At 67.1% G+C, this 17,534-nt stretch carries 11 protein-coding genes; 7 read left to right on the top strand and 4 right to left on the bottom strand.

Annotation, left to right across the window (positions count from 1 at the left end; genetic code table 11):
- Positions 1-49: 49 nt before the first annotated feature.
- Both ilvA and ACIP21_RS07610 read right to left on the bottom strand, forming a co-directional pair.
- Positions 50-1,612: a threonine ammonia-lyase, biosynthetic gene (ilvA, locus tag ACIP21_RS07605; protein WP_400685927.1), complete on the bottom strand. Its 1,563-nt coding sequence runs from the start codon at positions 1,610-1,612 to the stop codon at positions 50-52.
- Between the two features lie 185 nt (positions 1,613-1,797).
- The gene (locus tag ACIP21_RS07610) at positions 1,798-2,229 is read right to left on the bottom strand and encodes a PACE efflux transporter (RefSeq protein WP_400685929.1); all 432 of its coding nucleotides are present in this window, start codon (positions 2,227-2,229) and stop codon (positions 1,798-1,800) included.
- A gap of 274 nt (positions 2,230-2,503) precedes the next feature.
- On the opposite strand from ACIP21_RS07610, the gene wecB reads away from it, so the two are divergent.
- The 5 genes from wecB to ACIP21_RS07635 all read left to right on the top strand — a co-directional run bounded on the left by wecB (position 2,504) and on the right by ACIP21_RS07635 (position 10,895).
- A complete protein-coding gene (gene wecB, locus ACIP21_RS07615; protein WP_400685932.1) occupies positions 2,504-3,658 on the top strand; it encodes a non-hydrolyzing UDP-N-acetylglucosamine 2-epimerase in 1,155 nt (384 codons plus the stop codon).
- Positions 3,655-5,829, top strand: a complete 2,175-nt coding sequence (nrfB, locus tag ACIP21_RS07620; protein ID WP_400685934.1) for a cyclic di-3',5'-guanylate-activated glycosyltransferase NrfB — start codon at positions 3,655-3,657, stop codon at positions 5,827-5,829. The genes wecB and nrfB overlap by 4 nt, the downstream gene beginning before the upstream one ends.
- Positions 5,826-8,819 carry a phage receptor gene (locus tag ACIP21_RS07625; RefSeq protein ID WP_400685937.1) on the top strand — a complete coding sequence of 998 codons (2,994 nt, stop codon included), beginning with the start codon at positions 5,826-5,828 and terminating at the stop codon, positions 8,817-8,819. The genes nrfB and ACIP21_RS07625 overlap by 4 nt, the downstream gene beginning before the upstream one ends.
- Positions 8,819-9,673 (top strand): DUF4434 family protein, encoded by an 855-nt coding sequence (locus tag ACIP21_RS07630; protein ID WP_400685940.1) that lies wholly within the window; start codon positions 8,819-8,821, stop codon positions 9,671-9,673. The genes ACIP21_RS07625 and ACIP21_RS07630 overlap by 1 nt, the downstream gene beginning before the upstream one ends.
- A 130-nt stretch (positions 9,674-9,803) precedes the next feature.
- Entirely contained in the window at positions 9,804-10,895 is a 1,092-nt protein-coding gene (locus ACIP21_RS07635; protein ID WP_400685943.1) for a diguanylate cyclase domain-containing protein, read from the top strand.
- Positions 10,896-10,963: 68 nt separating this feature from the next.
- On the opposite strand, the gene ACIP21_RS07640 is transcribed toward ACIP21_RS07635, so the two are convergent.
- Together ACIP21_RS07640 and ACIP21_RS07645 are read right to left on the bottom strand one after the other, a co-directional pair.
- Positions 10,964-12,265, bottom strand: a complete 1,302-nt coding sequence (locus ACIP21_RS07640) for an ATP-binding protein (RefSeq protein WP_400685946.1) — start codon at positions 12,263-12,265, stop codon at positions 10,964-10,966.
- Positions 12,266-12,271: 6 nt separating this feature from the next.
- A complete protein-coding gene (locus tag ACIP21_RS07645; protein WP_400685949.1) occupies positions 12,272-12,973 on the bottom strand; it encodes a response regulator in 702 nt (233 codons plus the stop codon).
- Between the two features lie 242 nt (positions 12,974-13,215).
- Between ACIP21_RS07645 and ACIP21_RS07650 the strand changes: the two genes are divergently transcribed.
- Positions 13,216-14,385, top strand: a complete 1,170-nt coding sequence (locus ACIP21_RS07650; protein WP_400685952.1) for an efflux RND transporter periplasmic adaptor subunit — start codon at positions 13,216-13,218, stop codon at positions 14,383-14,385.
- Positions 14,386-14,396: 11 nt separating this feature from the next.
- The gene (locus tag ACIP21_RS07655; protein WP_400685955.1) at positions 14,397-17,519 is read left to right on the top strand and encodes a multidrug efflux RND transporter permease subunit; all 3,123 of its coding nucleotides are present in this window, start codon (positions 14,397-14,399) and stop codon (positions 17,517-17,519) included.
- Positions 17,520-17,534 lie beyond the last annotated feature (15 nt).

Below are 17,534 nucleotides of genomic sequence, written 5' to 3' on the forward strand. Positions count from 1 at the left end.
CCATGAGGATCCGCCCGATCGTGCGAGGGGATGTTGATCCAGGACAACCTTAGCCGAGGAACAGCGTATAGGCCGGATTAGCGGTTTCGTCCCAGAAGCGGTAGCCCATCTCGTCCAACGCCTGGGGCAGGCTGGCCTGCTCATCGGCTGGCACTTCCAGCGCGGCGAACACCCGCGCTTCAGCCGCGCCATGGTTGCGGTAATGGAACAGGCTGATGTTCCAGCGCTTGCCCAGGCGCTCGAGGAAGCCCAGCAGCGCCCCTGGCCGCTCGGGGAATTCGAAGCGCAGCACACGCTCGTCGGCCCCAGGCGCGGCATGCCCGCCAACCGTGTGGCGCACGTGCAGCTTGGCCAGCTCGTTATCGGTGAGGTCGAGCACGTTGTAGCCCTGCTCGCGGAGGTTGGCCAGCAACTGCTCACGCGGGTCGTGCACCGGGTGGGTCTGCACGCCGACGAACAGGCGCGCTTCCTTGCCCGGGTAGAAGCGGTAGTTGAATTCGGTGATCTGGCGCTTGCCCAGGGCCTGGCAGAAGGCGCGGAAGCTGCCCGGCTGCTCGGGGATGGTCACCGCGATGATCGCCTCGCGCTGCTCGCCCAGTTCGGCGCGCTCGGCCACATGGCGCAGACGGTCGAAATTGACGTTGGCACCGGAGTCGATGGCCACCAGGGTCTGCCCTTGCACGCCTTCGCGGGCCACGTACTTCTTGATGCCAGCCACGGCCAGGGCACCGGACGGCTCGGTGATCGAGCGGGTGTCATCGTAGATGTCCTTGATCGCGGCGCACAGTTCGTCGCTGCTGACGGTCACCACTTCATCGACGAAGTGGCGGCACAGCTCGAAGCAATGGGCCCCGATCTGCGCCACGGCGACGCCGTCGGCAAAGCTGCCGACCTGGGGCAGGATCACCCGCTCGCCGGCGGCCATGGCGGCCTGCAGGCAGTTGGAGTCTTCCGGCTCGACGCCGATCACCTTGACCTCGGGGCGCAGGTATTTCACGTAGGCGGCGATGCCCGCCACCAGGCCGCCGCCACCGACCGGCACGAAGATCGCGTCTAGCGCGCCCGGCTGCTGGCGCAGGATCTCCATGCCGACGGTGCCCTGGCCGGCGATCACGTCCGGGTCATCGAACGGCGGCACGAAGGTTGCGCCTTCGCTGTCGGCCAGCTTCAGGGCGTGGGCCAGGGCATGGGGGAAGCTCTCGCCATGCAGCACCACATGGCCGCCCCGCGAACGCACGCCTTCGACCTTCAGCGAGGGCGTGGTGGTGGGCATGACGATGGTCGCCTTCAGGCCCAGGTGCGCCGCCGCCAGGGCCACGCCCTGGGCATGGTTGCCGGCCGAGGCGGTGATCACCCCGCGCTCGCGCTGGGCCGTGTTCAGGCGCGACAGGCGGGTGTAGGCACCGCGGATCTTGAACGAGAAGGTCGGCTGCAGGTCTTCGCGCTTGAGCAGCACCTGGTTGCCCAGGCTCGCCGACAGCGCAGGGGCGGCTTGCAGGGGCGTTTCGATGGCCAGGTCGTAGACCGGCGCCGAGAGGATGCGGCGTACCTGGTCGGTCAGCAGCTGCTGGGGCGTGGACGGTGTACGGGGGCTGACGTTGAGGCTGGTCATCAGGTGCAACTCCTTGGCTTTTTTTTGCTTTGCCCAGGAGTCAGAGAGAAGAAACCCGCCTCCAGGGCGGGTTAGGTGCACGTACGCGCTAGCCCGCCAAGCTGATAATGGCGGTAATAATAATGGAGTTCACGTGCGGGAAGGTATTCATGGTGATGGAACTTATCCCGGCAGGCATGGCCAAGTCAACACTTGGCTTGCTGCGCCGACAGCGGCACGTCGAAGACCTTGTCGAAGCCCCACTGGAACACGAAGGCGTAGACGAAGAAGAACACGAACAGCGCCAGGTTGGTGAGCAGCGCCGCCCACAGGCTGACGCCCAGCCAGTAGGCCACCAGCGGCAGCAGGATCAGCACCAGCCCGCCCTCGAAGCCAAGCGCGTGCAGCACCCGGCGCAGCACCGTGCGCTCACGCTGGCGCTGGCGCGCTTCCCAGCGTTCGAAGGCCCAGTTGTAGGCCATGTTCCAGCTCATGGCGATGCCCGACATCAGCACCGAGAGCACCGTCGACTGGGCCATGCCGGCGCCGAATGCCAGTTCCAGGGCCGGTGCCACGCAGGCCACGGCGATGGCTTCGTAGAGAATGGCCTGGACGATCTTGCGGGCCTTGCCTTGCATGTGCAGCTCCATCGGAAATGACCTACAAACTTACAAGATGAAGTCTGTAAGAAAAAGCCCGAAATACTTTATTGACTGACCGTTCAGTCAACAATCGCTAAGCTCAATCGTTTCCGCAACACCCTCCCCCTGGCGTCCGGCGCCCTCCGCGCCCGACACGACGTCGCCCGCTGACGCATTGGACAACCCCGCCTACGGCTGCTTGTATCTATTCACCTGCAGGCCGCGATATGTCGTACACCTTCGTCCAGGGCATCGAACGAGGAACGAGACAATGGCTCACACCGTGATGATGGTTTTCGGAACCCGCCCCGAAGCGATCAAGATGGCGCCGCTGGCGCGCGTACTGCGCGAATGGCCCGCCATCGATCTGCACATCTGCTCCACCGGCCAGCACCGCGAGATGCTCGAGCAGGTGCTGACCGCCTTTGGCCTGAGCGTCGACCAGGACCTCAAGGTGATGACCGAGAACCAGACCCTCAATGGCCTGGCCCGCGAGCTGCTGGACAAGCTCGACCAGGCCTGCGACCAGGTCAGGCCGGATATCGTGCTGGTCCACGGCGACACCACCACCAGCTTCATCGCCAGCCTCGCCGCCTTCCACCGGCACATCCCGATTGGCCACGTCGAGGCCGGCCTGCGCACCGGCAACCTGCAACAGCCCTGGCCCGAGGAAGCCAACCGGCGCCTGACCGGGGTGCTCGCCGACCTGCACTTCACCCCCACCCGCGCATCCGACGCCAACCTGATCCGCGAGGGCGTGCCGCCGGAGCACATCGAGGTCACCGGCAACACGGTGATCGATGCCCTGCTGTGGATGCGCGACCACCTGGCCGAGCGGCAATGGCATCCCGCTGCCGACTCGCCACTGAGCGCGCTACGCGAGGATCAACGCATGGTGCTGATCACCGGCCACCGCCGGGAGAACTTCGGCCCGGGCTTCGAGCGCATCTGCCAGGCCCTGGCGCAACTGGCCGAGCACTACCCGGACGTGCAGTTCGTCTACCCCGTGCACCTCAACCCGCAAGTGCAAAAAGCCGTGTACGGCGTGCTCTCCAACCGCGGCAACATTCACCTGGTCGCGCCGCAGGATTACCCGCACTTCGTCTGGCTGATGAGCCGCGCCCACATCATCCTCACCGACTCCGGCGGCGTGCAGGAAGAAGCCCCCGCACTGGGCAAGCCGGTGCTGGTGCTGCGCAAGGTCACCGAACGGCCCTCGGTGCTCAAGGGCGGCACGGTCAAGCTGGTCGGCACCCAGACCGACACCATCGTCGACGAGACCCGCCGCCTGCTCGATGACCCACTGGCCTACGCGCGCATGGCGCGGGTGTACACGCCGTTCGGCGACGGCCACGCCAGCGAGCGCATCGCCGAACGCCTGAGCCGCTGGTTCGCGGAACGGGCCGTGAAACGGGACGACGCATGAGCCTGCTTTTCATCGATTTCCTCACCTATGTGCTGTTCGGCCTGAAGATCCTGGCGATCGTCCTCGCCTCGCTGATGTTCCTGCTCGGCCTCGACGACCTGTTCATCGACCTGTGCTACTGGACGCGCAAGCTCTACCGGCAGTTACGCATCTACGACAAACACGAGCGGGCCGACGAGAAGCGCCTGTTCGAAGTGCCGGAAAAACCCCTGGCGATCATGGTCCCGGCCTGGAACGAAGTCGGCGTGGTCGGCGAGATGGCGCGCCTGGCCGCCTCGACCCTGGACTACGAGAACTACCAGATCTTCGTCGGCACCTACCCCAACGACCCGCAGACCCAGGCCGACGTCGACGCCGTGTGCCTGCACTACCCCAACGTGCACAAGGTGGTCTGCGCGCGCCCTGGCCCGACCAGCAAGGCCGACTGCCTGAACAACATCATCGACGCCATCCTGCGCTTCCAGGACGATGCGCGCATCGAATTCGCCGGCTTCATCCTGCATGACGCCGAAGATGTCATCTCGCCCATGGAACTGCGCCTGTTCAACTACCTGCTGCCAGGCAAGGACATGATCCAGATCCCGGTGTACCCCTACGCGCCGGAATGGAAAGGCTTCACCGCCGGGCACTACGTCGACGAGTTCGCCGAAAACCACGGCAAGGACGTGATCGTGCGCGAGGCGCTGACCGGCCAGGTGCCCAGCGCCGGCGTCGGCACCTGCTTCAGCCGTCGCGCCATCAGCGCCCTGCTGGAAGACGGCGACGGCATCGCCTTCGACGTGCAGAGCCTTACCGAAGACTACGACATCGGCTTTCGGCTGAAGCAAAAAGGCATGAAGTGCATCTTCGCCCGCTACTCCGTCACCGACCCGGCCCTGGCCCTGCGGCACGAATGGCGCCCAGGCATGAGCCGCGAGTTCGCTCAGGTGATCTGCGTGCGCGAGCATTTTCCACGCGACTGGCAGCACGCCATCCGGCAGAAATCGCGGTGGATCGTCGGCATCGTCTTCCAGGGCACCAGCAACCTCGGCTGGAGCCGCACCGGCGCGCTCAACTACTTTCTCTGGCGTGACCGCCGCGGGCTGTTCGCCTACCTGCTGAGCTTCCTGGTCAACCTGTTGCTGCTGGTGCTGCTGGCCATGTGGCTGGTCACCGTGATCGCCCCCGAGTCCTGGCGCTTCATGTCGATTCTCAGCGACAGCCGGCTGCTCAGCGTGCTGCTCTGGCTCAATGGCCTGATGCTGATCAACCGCCTGTTCCAGCGCGGCTGGTTCGTCACCCGCTACTACGGCATCTTCGAGGGCCTGCTGTCGGCACCGCGGATGATGTGGAGCAACTTCGTCAACTTCTTCGCCAACCTGCGCGCCCTGCGCCAGGTCATGGAGATGGGCGATTCGCGCCGGGTGGCCTGGGACAAGACCACCCACGAGTTCCCGGCCCTGGCCTCGCCGGCGCGCACGCCGCTGGGCCATCGCCTGGTGGAGAAGGGTTTCATCAGCGAGGCGCAGCTGGAACAGGCGATCACCAGCCCAGTGCGCCGGCGCCTGGGCCGCGAACTGCTGCTGCGTGGCTGGCTGACCAGCGAGCAGCTGGTACAGACGCTGGCCGAACAGCTCGACCTGCCCTGGGCACCGCTCAACCCGTTCAAGCTCGACCCGCAACTGATCGCCAAGCTGCCCCGGCGCCTGGCCACCCACTATGGCGTGCTGCCGGTCGACGAGGACGGCGACACCTTGATCCTGGCCAGCGAAAGCCCGGTCAGCCAGGTGTCGCTGGGGGTGATCAGCCGCCAGCTCAAGCGCCCGGTCAGCTGCCGCCTGGCCCCCCAGGGCCGGGTGACCCTGGGCCTGCGCCAGCATTACCCGAGCCCCTGGCAGAACGCCGAGACGCGCGAGATGCTGGAGGTCCTGCAGCGCCATCAGGACGACGCCGACCTGCTCGAACGGGTCAGCCAGCACCAGGTCATGCTGGGCGCCCTGCTGCAGGTGCGCGGCATGGTCCCGGTGACGCTCTTCAACCAGGCGCTGATCGATTTCGACCCTGACCGCCAAAGCCTCGGCGAACACCTCATCGCCCGCGGCATCATTACCGAAGCGGTGCTGCAACAGGCCCTCGCCGAACAGGCCAGCGAGCAGCAGGCCGCCATCGACCTGACCCGGGAGGTGGCATGAGGCCGCGCTTGTCCCTGACCCTCTCCGGCCTGCTGCTGTGCTCCTCGGCGCTGGCAGCGCCGATGACCGACTTCCAGCGTTTCACCAGCTACCCGTTCATGGAACGCGGCTACCGCGAAGCGAAAAAAGACAACTGGGCCGAGGTCGAGCGCCTGACCCGCCACGTACTCGGCCGCGTGCCCAACAATGACGAAGCACGCGCCCTGCTGGTCGAGGCCTTGGCTCACCAGCGCCGCTACAAGGAAGCCCAGGCCCTGGCCGAACAGCTCGACGATGGGCCCGAGCATGCCGACGCCCTGCTGGAACTGCGCCTGACCTGGATCGAGCAGGACCCGCCCCCTGCCAGCCAGGTGGAGGCTTGGCTGGCCAGCTCCGACAGCATGCAGCGCATCCGCCTGTGGCAGGCCTACAGCCTGAGCCTGGCCAAGTTCGGCGGTGCCGGCAAGGCTCTGGACTGGCTCAGCCAGCTGCCACCCCGGGATGACGGCCAGGTGCTGCGCCTGGCACGGGCCAGCTTTGCCGAACAGTTGCGCAACTGGAAGGAGACCATCGAACAGTTGCAGCCCTTGGCCGACCAAGGCGAGTTGCCGCCGCGGGACTGGCAACGGCTGGCCAATGCCTACGTGCAGCAGGTCGACGAGAACGGGCTGAACCGGCTGCTGCCGAGCGCCCCCTCCGCCGAGGTCGCCAACAAGACACGCCTGGCCATGGCCAGCCGCGCCATCGCCATGGGCCATAACCAACAGGCGCAGCGTTGGCTGCAAAGCTTGCCCACCGAGCAGTTGCAGCAACCCGAACAACGCCAGCAACTCTGGGAACTGGCCCGCGAAGGCGACGATGCCCCGCTGGTTCGGCGCCTGAGCAACGAACTGCAACGCCCCTGCCTGGAAACCGTCGACTGGCTGTCGCGCCGCGACCCGCAGCTCGCCCGCGCGCAACTGAACGATTGCCCCGCCACTGCCGAACCGCGCGCCTACGCGATACTCAAGCAACGCCTTTATGGCGACCCCGTGCAACCGCCACAGCCCCGCACGGCCGCCGAGTGGGAACAACGCTACCGCCAGAACGGCGACCTGGCCGCCCTCGAACAAGCCACCTTCCTGCTGATGCAGCAAGGCCAGGCCGACCGCACCCGCACCTTGCTGGAACAGGCCTACGACCGTCGCCAAGGCCGCCTGACGCCTTCACTGCTACAGCGCCTGGGCAACATTTACGCACGCAATGATGGGCCGCTGGACAGCCGTCGCATGCTCACCCTGATTCCGCAGGTCGACAGCGGCACCCGCGGGCAACTCCTCGGCCGCCTGGCGGAGAACGGCCAGTGCGACGCCGTGCGCCAGGCGCTGCCGGCCACGCCCAGCGAGGCGGGCCAATACCGCGCCCTGGGCCGCTGCGCCATGCCCGACCAGCCCGGCGAAGCCGTGGTCTACTACCAGGCCGCCGAACGCCTGGGTGGCGCCGGCAACCGCCTGCCGCTGGCCTACGCCCTGGAAGCCGCCGGTGATTCCGAAGCTGCCCTGCCGATCTGGCGCAGCCTGCCGGACAGCGCCTGGAACGACAATGCCCGCCTGACCGCCGCACGCGGCGCGTTGAATGCCGGCGACACCCAGGCTGCGCGCCGCTACTGGGACGCCGCCACGCACCGCAGTGCCGACGGCTGGGCGCTAGGGGCCGCCATCGCCCAGCGCCAGGGTGACCCGCAAGCCGCCCTGGGCTTCCAGCGCCAGGCATTGACGAACAACCCACGTGCCGACCACTACTATGCGGCCGCCAGCACCGCGCAACTGGCCGGCGACAGCGCGCAAAGCACCGCTTGGCTGGCAGAAGCCGTGCGCCTCGATCCCGAGCAGCCACGCTACCGCGCCGACTACGGCATGCGCCTGGCCGGCTCGCCGGATCTGACCCAACGCCGCCAGTCGATCCCTTACCTGGAACGTGCCACCCACGACTTCCCCGAGGACTACCGCCTTGGCGAAACCCTGGCCCTGCGCTACGACGAAGCCGAGAACAGCGCCGCTGCCCGCCGCGAACTGCGCCGGGTGCTCGACGTGGAACAGCACCTGGTCGACGGCGACGACGAGTACGGCAGCCTGGAGGCACGCAAGTACCGTCAGCGCCGCGCTCACGAAGCCCTCTCGCGACGCGATACCGTCAGCCTGGCCAGCACCTGGTCGCCGGCCGGCACCTCGACCAACGACAAGTTCCTCGACAACGGCCAGCGCAGCGGTGCGACACGCCGGGCACAGTCGCAGAACGTGCAACTGGCGATGTGGGACCACGCCCTGGGCGAGCAACCCAGCCGTAACGGCAGCACCTTGTCGGTCTACGGCCGCGTGCTGTTCGGCGGCCAGAGCCGCAGCGCGTATGCGCAGAGCATGGGCACCGGGGTCGGCCTGCGCTACAAGCCGTTCGGCCAGGCCAACCTCAACCTGTATGCCGAGCTTTATCACCAACGGCAGATCGACGAAAGCCATTACAGCGGCCTGAGCCTCGGCGAGCTGCTGAGCCCAGCCAAAGTCGGCGGCAACTGGGGCGACCTGCGCCATCACGCCGAGTCGAGCAACGACCTGCTGCTGCGTGCCACCGCGTCGTTCCTCGACCAGGGCGCCTGGCGCAACGACTGGCGGATCGACGAGGACGACTGGAACGAACGCTTCCTCTACCTCGACGCCGCCTGGTGGACCCGCGCCGGCGACCACGCCTGGCTGTCGCGCTACCAGCAAGGCCACGCCTGGAAGCTGCCCGGCAACTCGCCGCAGACGATCATGCCCTATGGCTTCCTCGAGTTCGCAAGCCAGGACCCGAGCAACGACTGGCGCCAGGACGCCCGCGCCGGGGTCGGCGTGCGCTGGCAGTGGTGGTTCGACGACGACCGCTACAACGCCTACCGCGGCTCGCTGAAAGTGCGCGCCGAGTACCAGCAGTCCCTGGGCGGCAACCTTTATGAGCGTGCCAACGGCGTGCTGCTGGGTGTGGAGATGACCTTCTGATGCGTACCTTCCTGGCCATCTGCATGCTTGCACTCTGCATGCTTGGCGTGGGCCTGCCGGCGGCGGCCGACCAGCGCCTGTTCTACCAGCCGCTCAACGTCGACGCCGCAGTCACCCCGGCCCAATGGCAACAGCTGTGGCGCGCCACCCGGGCGCAAGGCGGCAAGACCCTGATCGTGCAGTGGAGCGCCTATGGCGACAGTGATTTCGGCGGCCCCCGGGGCTGGCTGGCCAACAGCTTGCGACAAGCCCAGGCCCAGGGGCTGGAACTGGTGCTCGGGCTGTACATGGACCCGGCCTACTACCGGCGTATCGACGAGCTCGACGGCGACGGCCTGAACAACTACTGGAAGGCGCAACTGGGCCGCTCGCTGGGCCTGTACCAGCGGCTGCGCAAGGACTGGCAATTGCCGGTGGCCGGCTGGTACCTGCCGATGGAGCTGGACGACCTGCATTTTCGCCAGCCTGATCGCCGCCAGGCGCTGTACGAGCAGTTGCAGGGGTTCAACCGGCAGCTGGACAAGCCGCTGCACCTCAGCGCGTTCACTGCCGGCAAACTGGCGCCACGGGTCTATGGCGCCTGGCTGGATCAACTGGCCGGGCTGGGCTTGACGCTGTGGTGGCAGGACGGTGCCGGGACCGGTCGTTTGCCGGCGCTGGTGCGCCAGGGTTACGAGCAGGCGCTGCCGTGCCGGGTGGGCGTGGTGCGCGAGGCGTTTCGCCAGGTGAACGCGCCGGGGCAGGCGTTTGCTGCCGAACCGGCCGAGCCGAAGCTGAGCGGCGGGTGCCATGCCGAAGCGGTGTTTGCCCTGCGCTATCGGCCATGGGCCCGGGCTGTTCTGCCCCAAAATTGAGTCAACCTGTTCCGGCCCTTTCGCGGGCAAGCCCGCTCCCACAGGTTCGGCAGCGACCACAAGACCTGTGGGAGCGGGTTTACCCGCGAAGAGGCCGGACCTGTCAAAACAGTCCTCAAGGAGCCCACCGATGTTCAAGACCATCGAGGAGCACATCCGCAAACAGGTCGCCCCCGCCGCCCTGCGCGCCGAATTCCGCCAGCACGAATTCGACTCGATGCGCCCGTTCTGCATGCTGGTGTTCTGCATCAGCCTGCTCATCTGGCTGGTCTTCGACCTGATCGTCAGCTTCCTCGGCGGCCAGGGCTTCACCTGGCTGTCCTACCTGTTCATCGCCCTGCTCGGCTGCCTCACCGTGGTGCTGCGCTTCACCCGCCGCAGTCATCACTTCGACGTGCTCAACCTGCTGTTCATCAGCGTCATCACCCTGGGCATGCGCCTGGTGATCGACGGCATCCCCGAGCCGCTGCGCCCCGTGTGGCTAGTGCTCGGCGTGTCGACCGTGCTGTACGCCGTGTCGGTGCTGCCCGTGCGGCGCTGGTCGTTCTTCTGCGCCATGGCCATCACCTGGGTCATGCTCAACCCCTTCTACCACACCCGCATCGATGCCGATGAACTCGAAGGCGCCATGCTGATCAGCTACGCGCTGTTCCTCAGCAGCCTGGTGATCTACAGCTACCTGCAGATGCGCCAGGCCAAGCTGCACAATTACTACCTGTCGAAAGTACTGCTGGAGCAGGCCTACGTCGACGCCCTCACCGACATCCCCAACCGCCGCTCGTTCATGGCCAAGGCCGAACGCCAGCTGCGCCTGGCAACGCCCGGCCAGTTCCTGGCGATGATCGACATCGACAATTTCAAACGGGTCAACGACCGCTTCGGGCATGACGTGGGCGACGAGGTGCTCAAGCGGGTGGCGGTGCACATCAAGGCCGCCGTGGCCGGGCATGAGTTCGCCCGGCTCGGCGGCGAGGAGTTCGCGGTGTTGTTCGACGGGCTCGACCAGCCTGGTGCCGAGCAACGGGTGGGGGCGTTGTGCGAGCGTGTACGGGAGGACCTGGGCGAGCCGCCGGTAACCATCAGCATCGGGCTGGCGCGGGTTGAGGCGGGAGACAGCCTGAGCATGGCGCTGGTGCGGGCGGACCAGGCGCTGTATGAGGCCAAGCACAGTGGCAAGGATCAGGTAGTGATGTGGAGCGCCAAGTTGGCAGAGAACAGTTAGCAGGCCCGGCCCTGCTGTACGGTACCTGTGGGAGCGGGTTTACCCGCGAAAGGGCCGGGCCTGCCAACCTACCCACCCGCAGGCAAGCGAATTCTGAACTGCGCCCCACCCAACGCCGATTGAGCCACGGTCAAAGTCCCACCCTGCCCCTCGATTGCCCGCCGGCTGATCGCCAACCCCAGCCCAAACCCACCGGTATTGCGATCCCGACTCCGGTCCAGCCGATAGAACGGCTGGAAAATCCGCTCGCGCTCCTCCACCGGAATGCCGATCCCGTCATCCTCCACCGTCAGCAGGCAGGCGCCATCCTCTTCCAGGCGCAAGCGCAGCATCAGGCTCTGGTCGCAATAGCGCATGGCATTGCGCACCAGGTTCTGTACCGCACGGGCGGTCAGGCGCGGGTCCAGCACGAAGCGTGGCAGGTTGCCCTCGGCCTGCACTTCCCACTGGATACCCCGCGTGTCGAGCTCTTCGGCAAACCCGCCAAGCACGCTGTCGACCAGCTCCAGCAACGACACTTCTACCCGCTCGCGGGCCTGGTCGGCGTTGTACAACCGGCTGTACGACAGCAGCTCGAGCACCAGTTCGTCCAGTTCGCGCACATGCCCGACCAGTTCCAGCAGGCGCTTGCGGCTGGTTGGCGGCACTTCGTCGAACAGCAGCACCAGGCCGAAGTCCAAGCGCGTCAAGGGCGTGCGCAACTCATGGGACACCGCGTTGAGCAGCTCGCGCTGCTGGTTGACGTGGCGCTCCAGGTCGCTGGCCATGGTGTCGAACACCCCGGCCAGTTCGCCGATGTTGGAATGCGCCGAGATGTGCGTGCGCTCGGCCATCTGCCCCTGGCCCAGGCGCCGCGCGGTCTCCTTGAGCCGCTCCAGGTCACGCCAGTGCGGCCACACCCACAGCAGCAGGCAGCCGAGCATGACGGCGCCGATCAGCACCGTCACGCCCCAGGACAGCACGTTGATGTCCAGCGGGTCCGGCGGCGAATGCAGGCTCACCAGCCAGTCCTTGTCCAGCGGTGCCAGCACCGTTTCGTAATAACCCCAATCGCCAATGCGCACGGCATACAGGCCATGCTCCAGGCGTGCCTGCTCCTGCAGGCTGAGGCCGGCATCCTGGCTACGCAGCAGCTCGACTTCCAACGGTGCGAATACCTTGGCCAGCTCCTGCTCCACCGCCGGCCACTGTTCGCGAGGGGCCTGGCGGAACTGGCGGACGATCAGCGACTGCACGCCCTTGGCCTGGTCGAGGTTGTAGGCCATGAAGCGGTCGTGGAACAGCCCGACGATGGTGTCGGGGATCAACAGCAAGGCCCCTGCATAGGCGACGATGATCACCAGGTACAGGCGCACCAGGATCTTCAGCATGCTCGCTCAGCACTCCCACTCGACGCGGCTGAACAGGTAGCCCTTGCCCCACACGGTCTTGATCTTGCGGGCTTCGCCGCCGTTGTCGTCGAACTTGCGGCGCAGCTTGGAGATGGCCACATCCACCGAGCGGTCGGTGCCGTTGAACTCGATGCCGCGCAGTTGCTGGAGAATGCGGTCGCGGCTGAGCACCACGCCGGCATTGCGCGCCAGCACCACCAACAGGTTGTATTCGCCGCTGGACAGCTCCACTTCCTCGCCGCGCCAGCTGACCAGGCGCTCGGCCAGGTCGATGCGCAGGCCGCCAATGAGGATCCGGTGGCTGTCCAGGCGCGGCTCGTTGACGCTGCTGCGGCGCAGCAAGGTGCGCACCCGGGCCAGCAGCACGCGGGGTTCGCAGGGTTTGGTGACGTAGTCGTCGGCGCCCATCTCCAGGCCCAGCACCTGGTCGTGGCTGTCGTCGCGGGCGGTCAGCATCAGGATCGGCAAGCTCTGCGAGGCCTGGCGCAGCAGGCGGCACAGCTGCAGGCCATCGATGCCCGGGAGCATCAGGTCGAGAATCACCAGGTCGGGCCTGTCCTGGGTGAAGGCTTCGAGCACGTGGTCGCCTCGGGCGATCACCCGGACGTGGAAATCGTTGCGTTGCAGGTAGCTGGCGATCAGCTCGGACAGTGCGCTGTCGTCTTCGACCAGGAGAATGTTGGGCATAAGGTTTACAGGGAAATTGAGGATATCTTTGCCGGCCTCTTCGCGGGTGAACCCGCTCCCACAGGGACCGCGTGGGAGCGGGCTTGCCCGCGAAGAGGCCGGAACAGGTTCATGCAGAATATAGAACCCTGCGAACCGGCAGGCGTCTTCTTAACACTTTTTCACACACCCCCAACAGCTGTTAACAGCCAGCCGGCCACCCCTTGCCTTACGATACGCCAGGTCATCATCGGAAGATCCGCATGCCTATCACCCTCCCCCCACACCTGCGCCCCCTGGCGCTGGTGCTGCTGCTCTCTCTGCCCCTGGCCGGCTGCAACGATGCGGCAGAACAAGACGACCAGCAACCCACGCCCCAGGTGCGGGTCGAAACCCTGCAACTGCAGCCGCTGGCCATCAGCACCGAGCTGAGCGGGCGCATCCTCGCCCCGCGCACCGCCGAAGTCCGCGCCCGCGTCGCCGGCGTGGTGCTCAAGCGCGTCTACCGTGAAGGCAGCGACGTCAAGCAAGGCGATGTGCTGTTCCTGATCGACCCGGCGCCGTTCAAGGCCGACCACGACAGCGCCCGCGCCACCCTGGCCAAGGCCGAGGCCACGCTGTACCAGGCGCGCCTGCAGGAGCACCGTTATCGCCAGCTGGTCGACGACAAGGCCGTGAGCCGCCAGGAATACGACAATGCCCGCGCGGCCTTCCTCCAGGCCGACGCCGCCGTTGCCGAGGCCAGGGCCGCGCTGGAACGGGCACGCCTGAACCTCGGCTACGCCACGGTCACCGCGCCCATCGCCGGGCGCATCGGCCGTGCCCTGGTCACCGAAGGCGCGCTGGTCGGGCAGAACGAGAGCACGCCGCTGGCGACCATCCAGCAGCTCGACCCGATCCACGCCGACGTCACCCAGTCGACCCGCGAGCTCAACGCCCTGCGCCGCGCCCTGCGTGCCGGCGAGCTGCAGCAGGCCGACGACGGCCAGGCCCGCGCCACGCTGATCCAGGATGACGGCAGCGCCTACCCGCTGCCGGGCAAGCTGCTGTTCTCCGACATCAGCGTCGACCCCAGCACCAACCAGATCACCCTGCGCAGCGAGTTCCCCAACCCGGACCTCGACCTGCTGCCCGGCAGCTACGTGCGCGTGCGCCTGGAGCAGGCGCTGCAGCCCAAGGGCCTGAGCGTGCCGCAACGGGCCATCCTGCGCGACAGTGCCGGGGTGCCCAAGGTGTTGGTGGTCGACGACCAGGCCCGTATCACCGAGCGCCAGGTGCTGCTGGGCAGCGCCCAGGGCGACCGCTGGGTGGTCAGCGAGGGCCTGGCCCCTGGCGAACGGGTGGTGGTCGAGGGCCTGCAGCACATCAAGGCCGGCGACCAGGTCCAGGTCGACGACGGCGCCTCGCCCATCGTCCAGCACACCGGCCAGTGAGGGCCTGATCCATGCCACAGTTCTTCATCGACCGCCCGGTGTTCGCCTGGGTGATCGCCCTGTTCATCCTGCTGGCGGGCGCCCTGGCGATCCCCCAGCTGCCGGTGGCCCAGTACCCCAACGTGGCGCCGCCGCAGGTGGAAATCTACGCCGTGTACCCCGGCGCCTCGGCCGCGACCATCGACGAGAGCGTGGTCAGCCTGATCGAGCAGGAGCTCAACGGCGCCGACAACCTGCTGTACTTCTCGTCCCAGAGCAGCCTGGGCAACGCCACCATCACCGCCACCTTCGAGCCCGGCACCCACCCGGACCTGGCCCAGGTCGACGTGCAGAACCGCCTCAAGGTGGTCGAGTCGCGCCTGCCGCGCCAGGTGACCCAGCAAGGCCTGCAGGTCGAGAAGGTATCCACCGGTTTCCTGATGCTCGGCACCCTCACCTCGGAAGACGGCAGCCTCGATGAAACCGCGCTGTCGGATATCCTCGCGCGCAACGTGATGAACGAGATCCGCCGCCTCAAGGGTGTCGGCAAGGCCCAGCTATACGGTTCCGAGCGCGCCATGCGGATCTGGATCGACCCGCGCAAGCTGATCGGCTTCAGGCTCACGCCCAACGACGTCAGCGAGGCCATCGCCGCGCAGAACGCCCAGGTCGCCCCCGGCAGCATCGGCGACCTGCCCGCCCGCGGCACCCAGGAAATCACCGCCAACGTGGTGGTCAAGGGCCAGCTGAGCACCCCCGAGGAATTCGCCGCCATCGTCCTGCGCGCCAACCCGGACGGCTCCAGCGTCACGGTCGGCGATGTCGCCCGGGTCGAGATCGGCGCCCAGGAATACCAGTACGGCACGCGCCTGAACGGCAAGCCGGCCACCGCGTTCAGCGTGCAGCTGGCGCCCGGCGCCAACGCCATGGAAACCGCCACCCTGGTGCGGGCCAAGATGCAGGAGCTGTCGCGCTACTTCCCCGAAGGGGTCAAGTACGACATCCCCTACGACACCTCGCCGTTCGTCAAGGTGTCGATCCAGCAGGTCATCAGCACCCTGTTCGAGGCCATGCTGCTGGTATTCGCGGTGATGTTCCTGTTCCTGCAGAACCTGCGCTACACGCTGATTCCGACCCTGGTGGTGCCGGTGGCGCTGATGGGCACCTTCGCCGTGATGCTGGCCCTGGGCTTCTCGGTCAACGTGCTGACGCTGTTCGGCATGGTGCTGGCCATCGGCATCCTGGTCGACGATGCCATCGTCGTGGTGGAGAACGTCGAGCGGATCATGGCCGAGGAAGGCCTGCCGCCCAAGGAGGCCACGCGCAAGGCCATGGGCCAGATCAGCGGCGCCATCGTCGGCATCACCCTGGTGCTGGTGGCGGTGTTCCTGCCGATGGCCTTCATGAAAGGCTCGGTGGGGGTGATCTACCAGCAATTCTCGCTGTCGATGGCCGTTTCGATCCTGTTCTCCGCGTTCCTCGCCCTGAGCCTGACCCCGGCCCTGTGCGCTACCCTGCTCAAGCCGCTGGCCAAGGGCGAGCACCACCAGCGCAAGGGTTTCTTCGGCTGGTTCAACCGCCGCTTCGAGGCCATGAGCAACGGCTACCGGCACTGGGTGCTGTCGGCGCTAAAGCGCAGCGGCCGCTATCTGCTGCTGTATGGCGTGCTGCTGGCGGTGCTCGGCTATGGCTTCAGCCAGCTGCCCAGCGCCTTCCTGCCCACCGAAGATCAGGGCTACACCATCACCGACATCCAGCTGCCGCCGGGCGCCAGCCGCATGCGCACCGAGCAGGTGGCCGCGCAGATCGAGGCGCACAACGCCGAAGAGCCTGGCGTGGGCAACACCACGGTGATCCTTGGGTTCAGCTTCTCCGGCAGCGGCCAGAACGCCGCGCTGGCCTTCACCACGCTCAAGGACTGGTCCGAACGGGGCCGCGATGACAGCGCCCAGTCGATCGCCGACCGGGCCACGATGGCCTTCACCCAGCTCAAGGATGCCGTGGCCTATTCCGTGCTGCCGCCGCCGATCGACGGCCTGGGCGAGTCGACCGGTTTCGAGTTCCGCCTGCAGGACCGCGCCGGCATGGGTCACGAAACGCTGATGGCCGCACGCGACCAACTGCTGGCCGGTGCGCGCAAGAGCAAGGTGCTGGCCAACGTGCGCGAGTCCTCGCTGGCCGAAAGCCCGCAAGTGCAGCTGGAAATCGACCGCCGCCAGGCCAACGCCCTGGGCGTGTCGTTCGCCGACATCGGCTCGGTGCTGGATGTGGCGGTGGGTTCCAGCTACGTCAACGACTTCCCCAACCAGGGGCGCATGCAGCGGGTGGTGGTCCAGGCCGAGGGCGACCAGCGCAGCCAGGTGGAAGACTTGCTGAAGATCCATGTGCGCAACAACAGCGGCAAGATGGTGCCCCTGGGCGCCTTCGTGCAGGCCAGATGGGTCAGCGGCCCGGTGCAGCTGACGCGCTACAACGGCTATCCGGCGGTGGCGATTTCCGGCGAACCGGCGGCGGGCTACAGCTCGGGCGAGGCCATGGCCGAGATCGAGCGCCTGGTCGCCCAGCTGCCGGCCGGCACCGGCCTGGAGTGGACCGGCCTGTCGCTGCAGGAGCGCCTGTCCGGCAGCCAGGCGCCGCTGCTGATGGCGTTGTCGCTGCTGGTGGTGTTCCTGTGCCTGGCGGCCCTGTACGAAAGCTGGTCGATCCCCACCGCGGTGCTGCTGGTGGTGCCGCTGGGCGTGCTCGGCGCGGTGCTGGCGGTGACCCTGCGCGGCATGCCCAACGATGTGTTCTTCAAGGTCGGCCTGATCACCCTGATCGGCCTGTCGGCGAAGAACGCCATCCTGATCATCGAGTTCGCCAAGCACCTGGTCGACCAGGGCATGGACGCCGCCGACGCCGCCGTGCAGGCCGCACGCCTGCGCCTGCGGCCGATCGTCATGACTTCGCTGGCGTTCATCCTCGGCGTGGTGCCGCTGGCCATCGCCAGCGGCGCCAGCTCCGCCAGCCAGCAGGCGATCGGCACCGGGGTGATCGGCGGCATGCTCAGCGCCACTTTGGCGGTGGTGTTCGTGCCGGTGTTCTTCGTGGTGGTGATGCGGGTGGCAGGACGTGGCCGTGCACCAGCGCAACACGCCCAGCCCAGTGACGCCTGACTGGACAAGCCACGC

Source organism: Pseudomonas sp. NPDC089401, assembly GCF_044749485.1.
In the GTDB taxonomy this organism is placed as follows: domain Bacteria; phylum Pseudomonadota; class Gammaproteobacteria; order Pseudomonadales; family Pseudomonadaceae; genus Aquipseudomonas.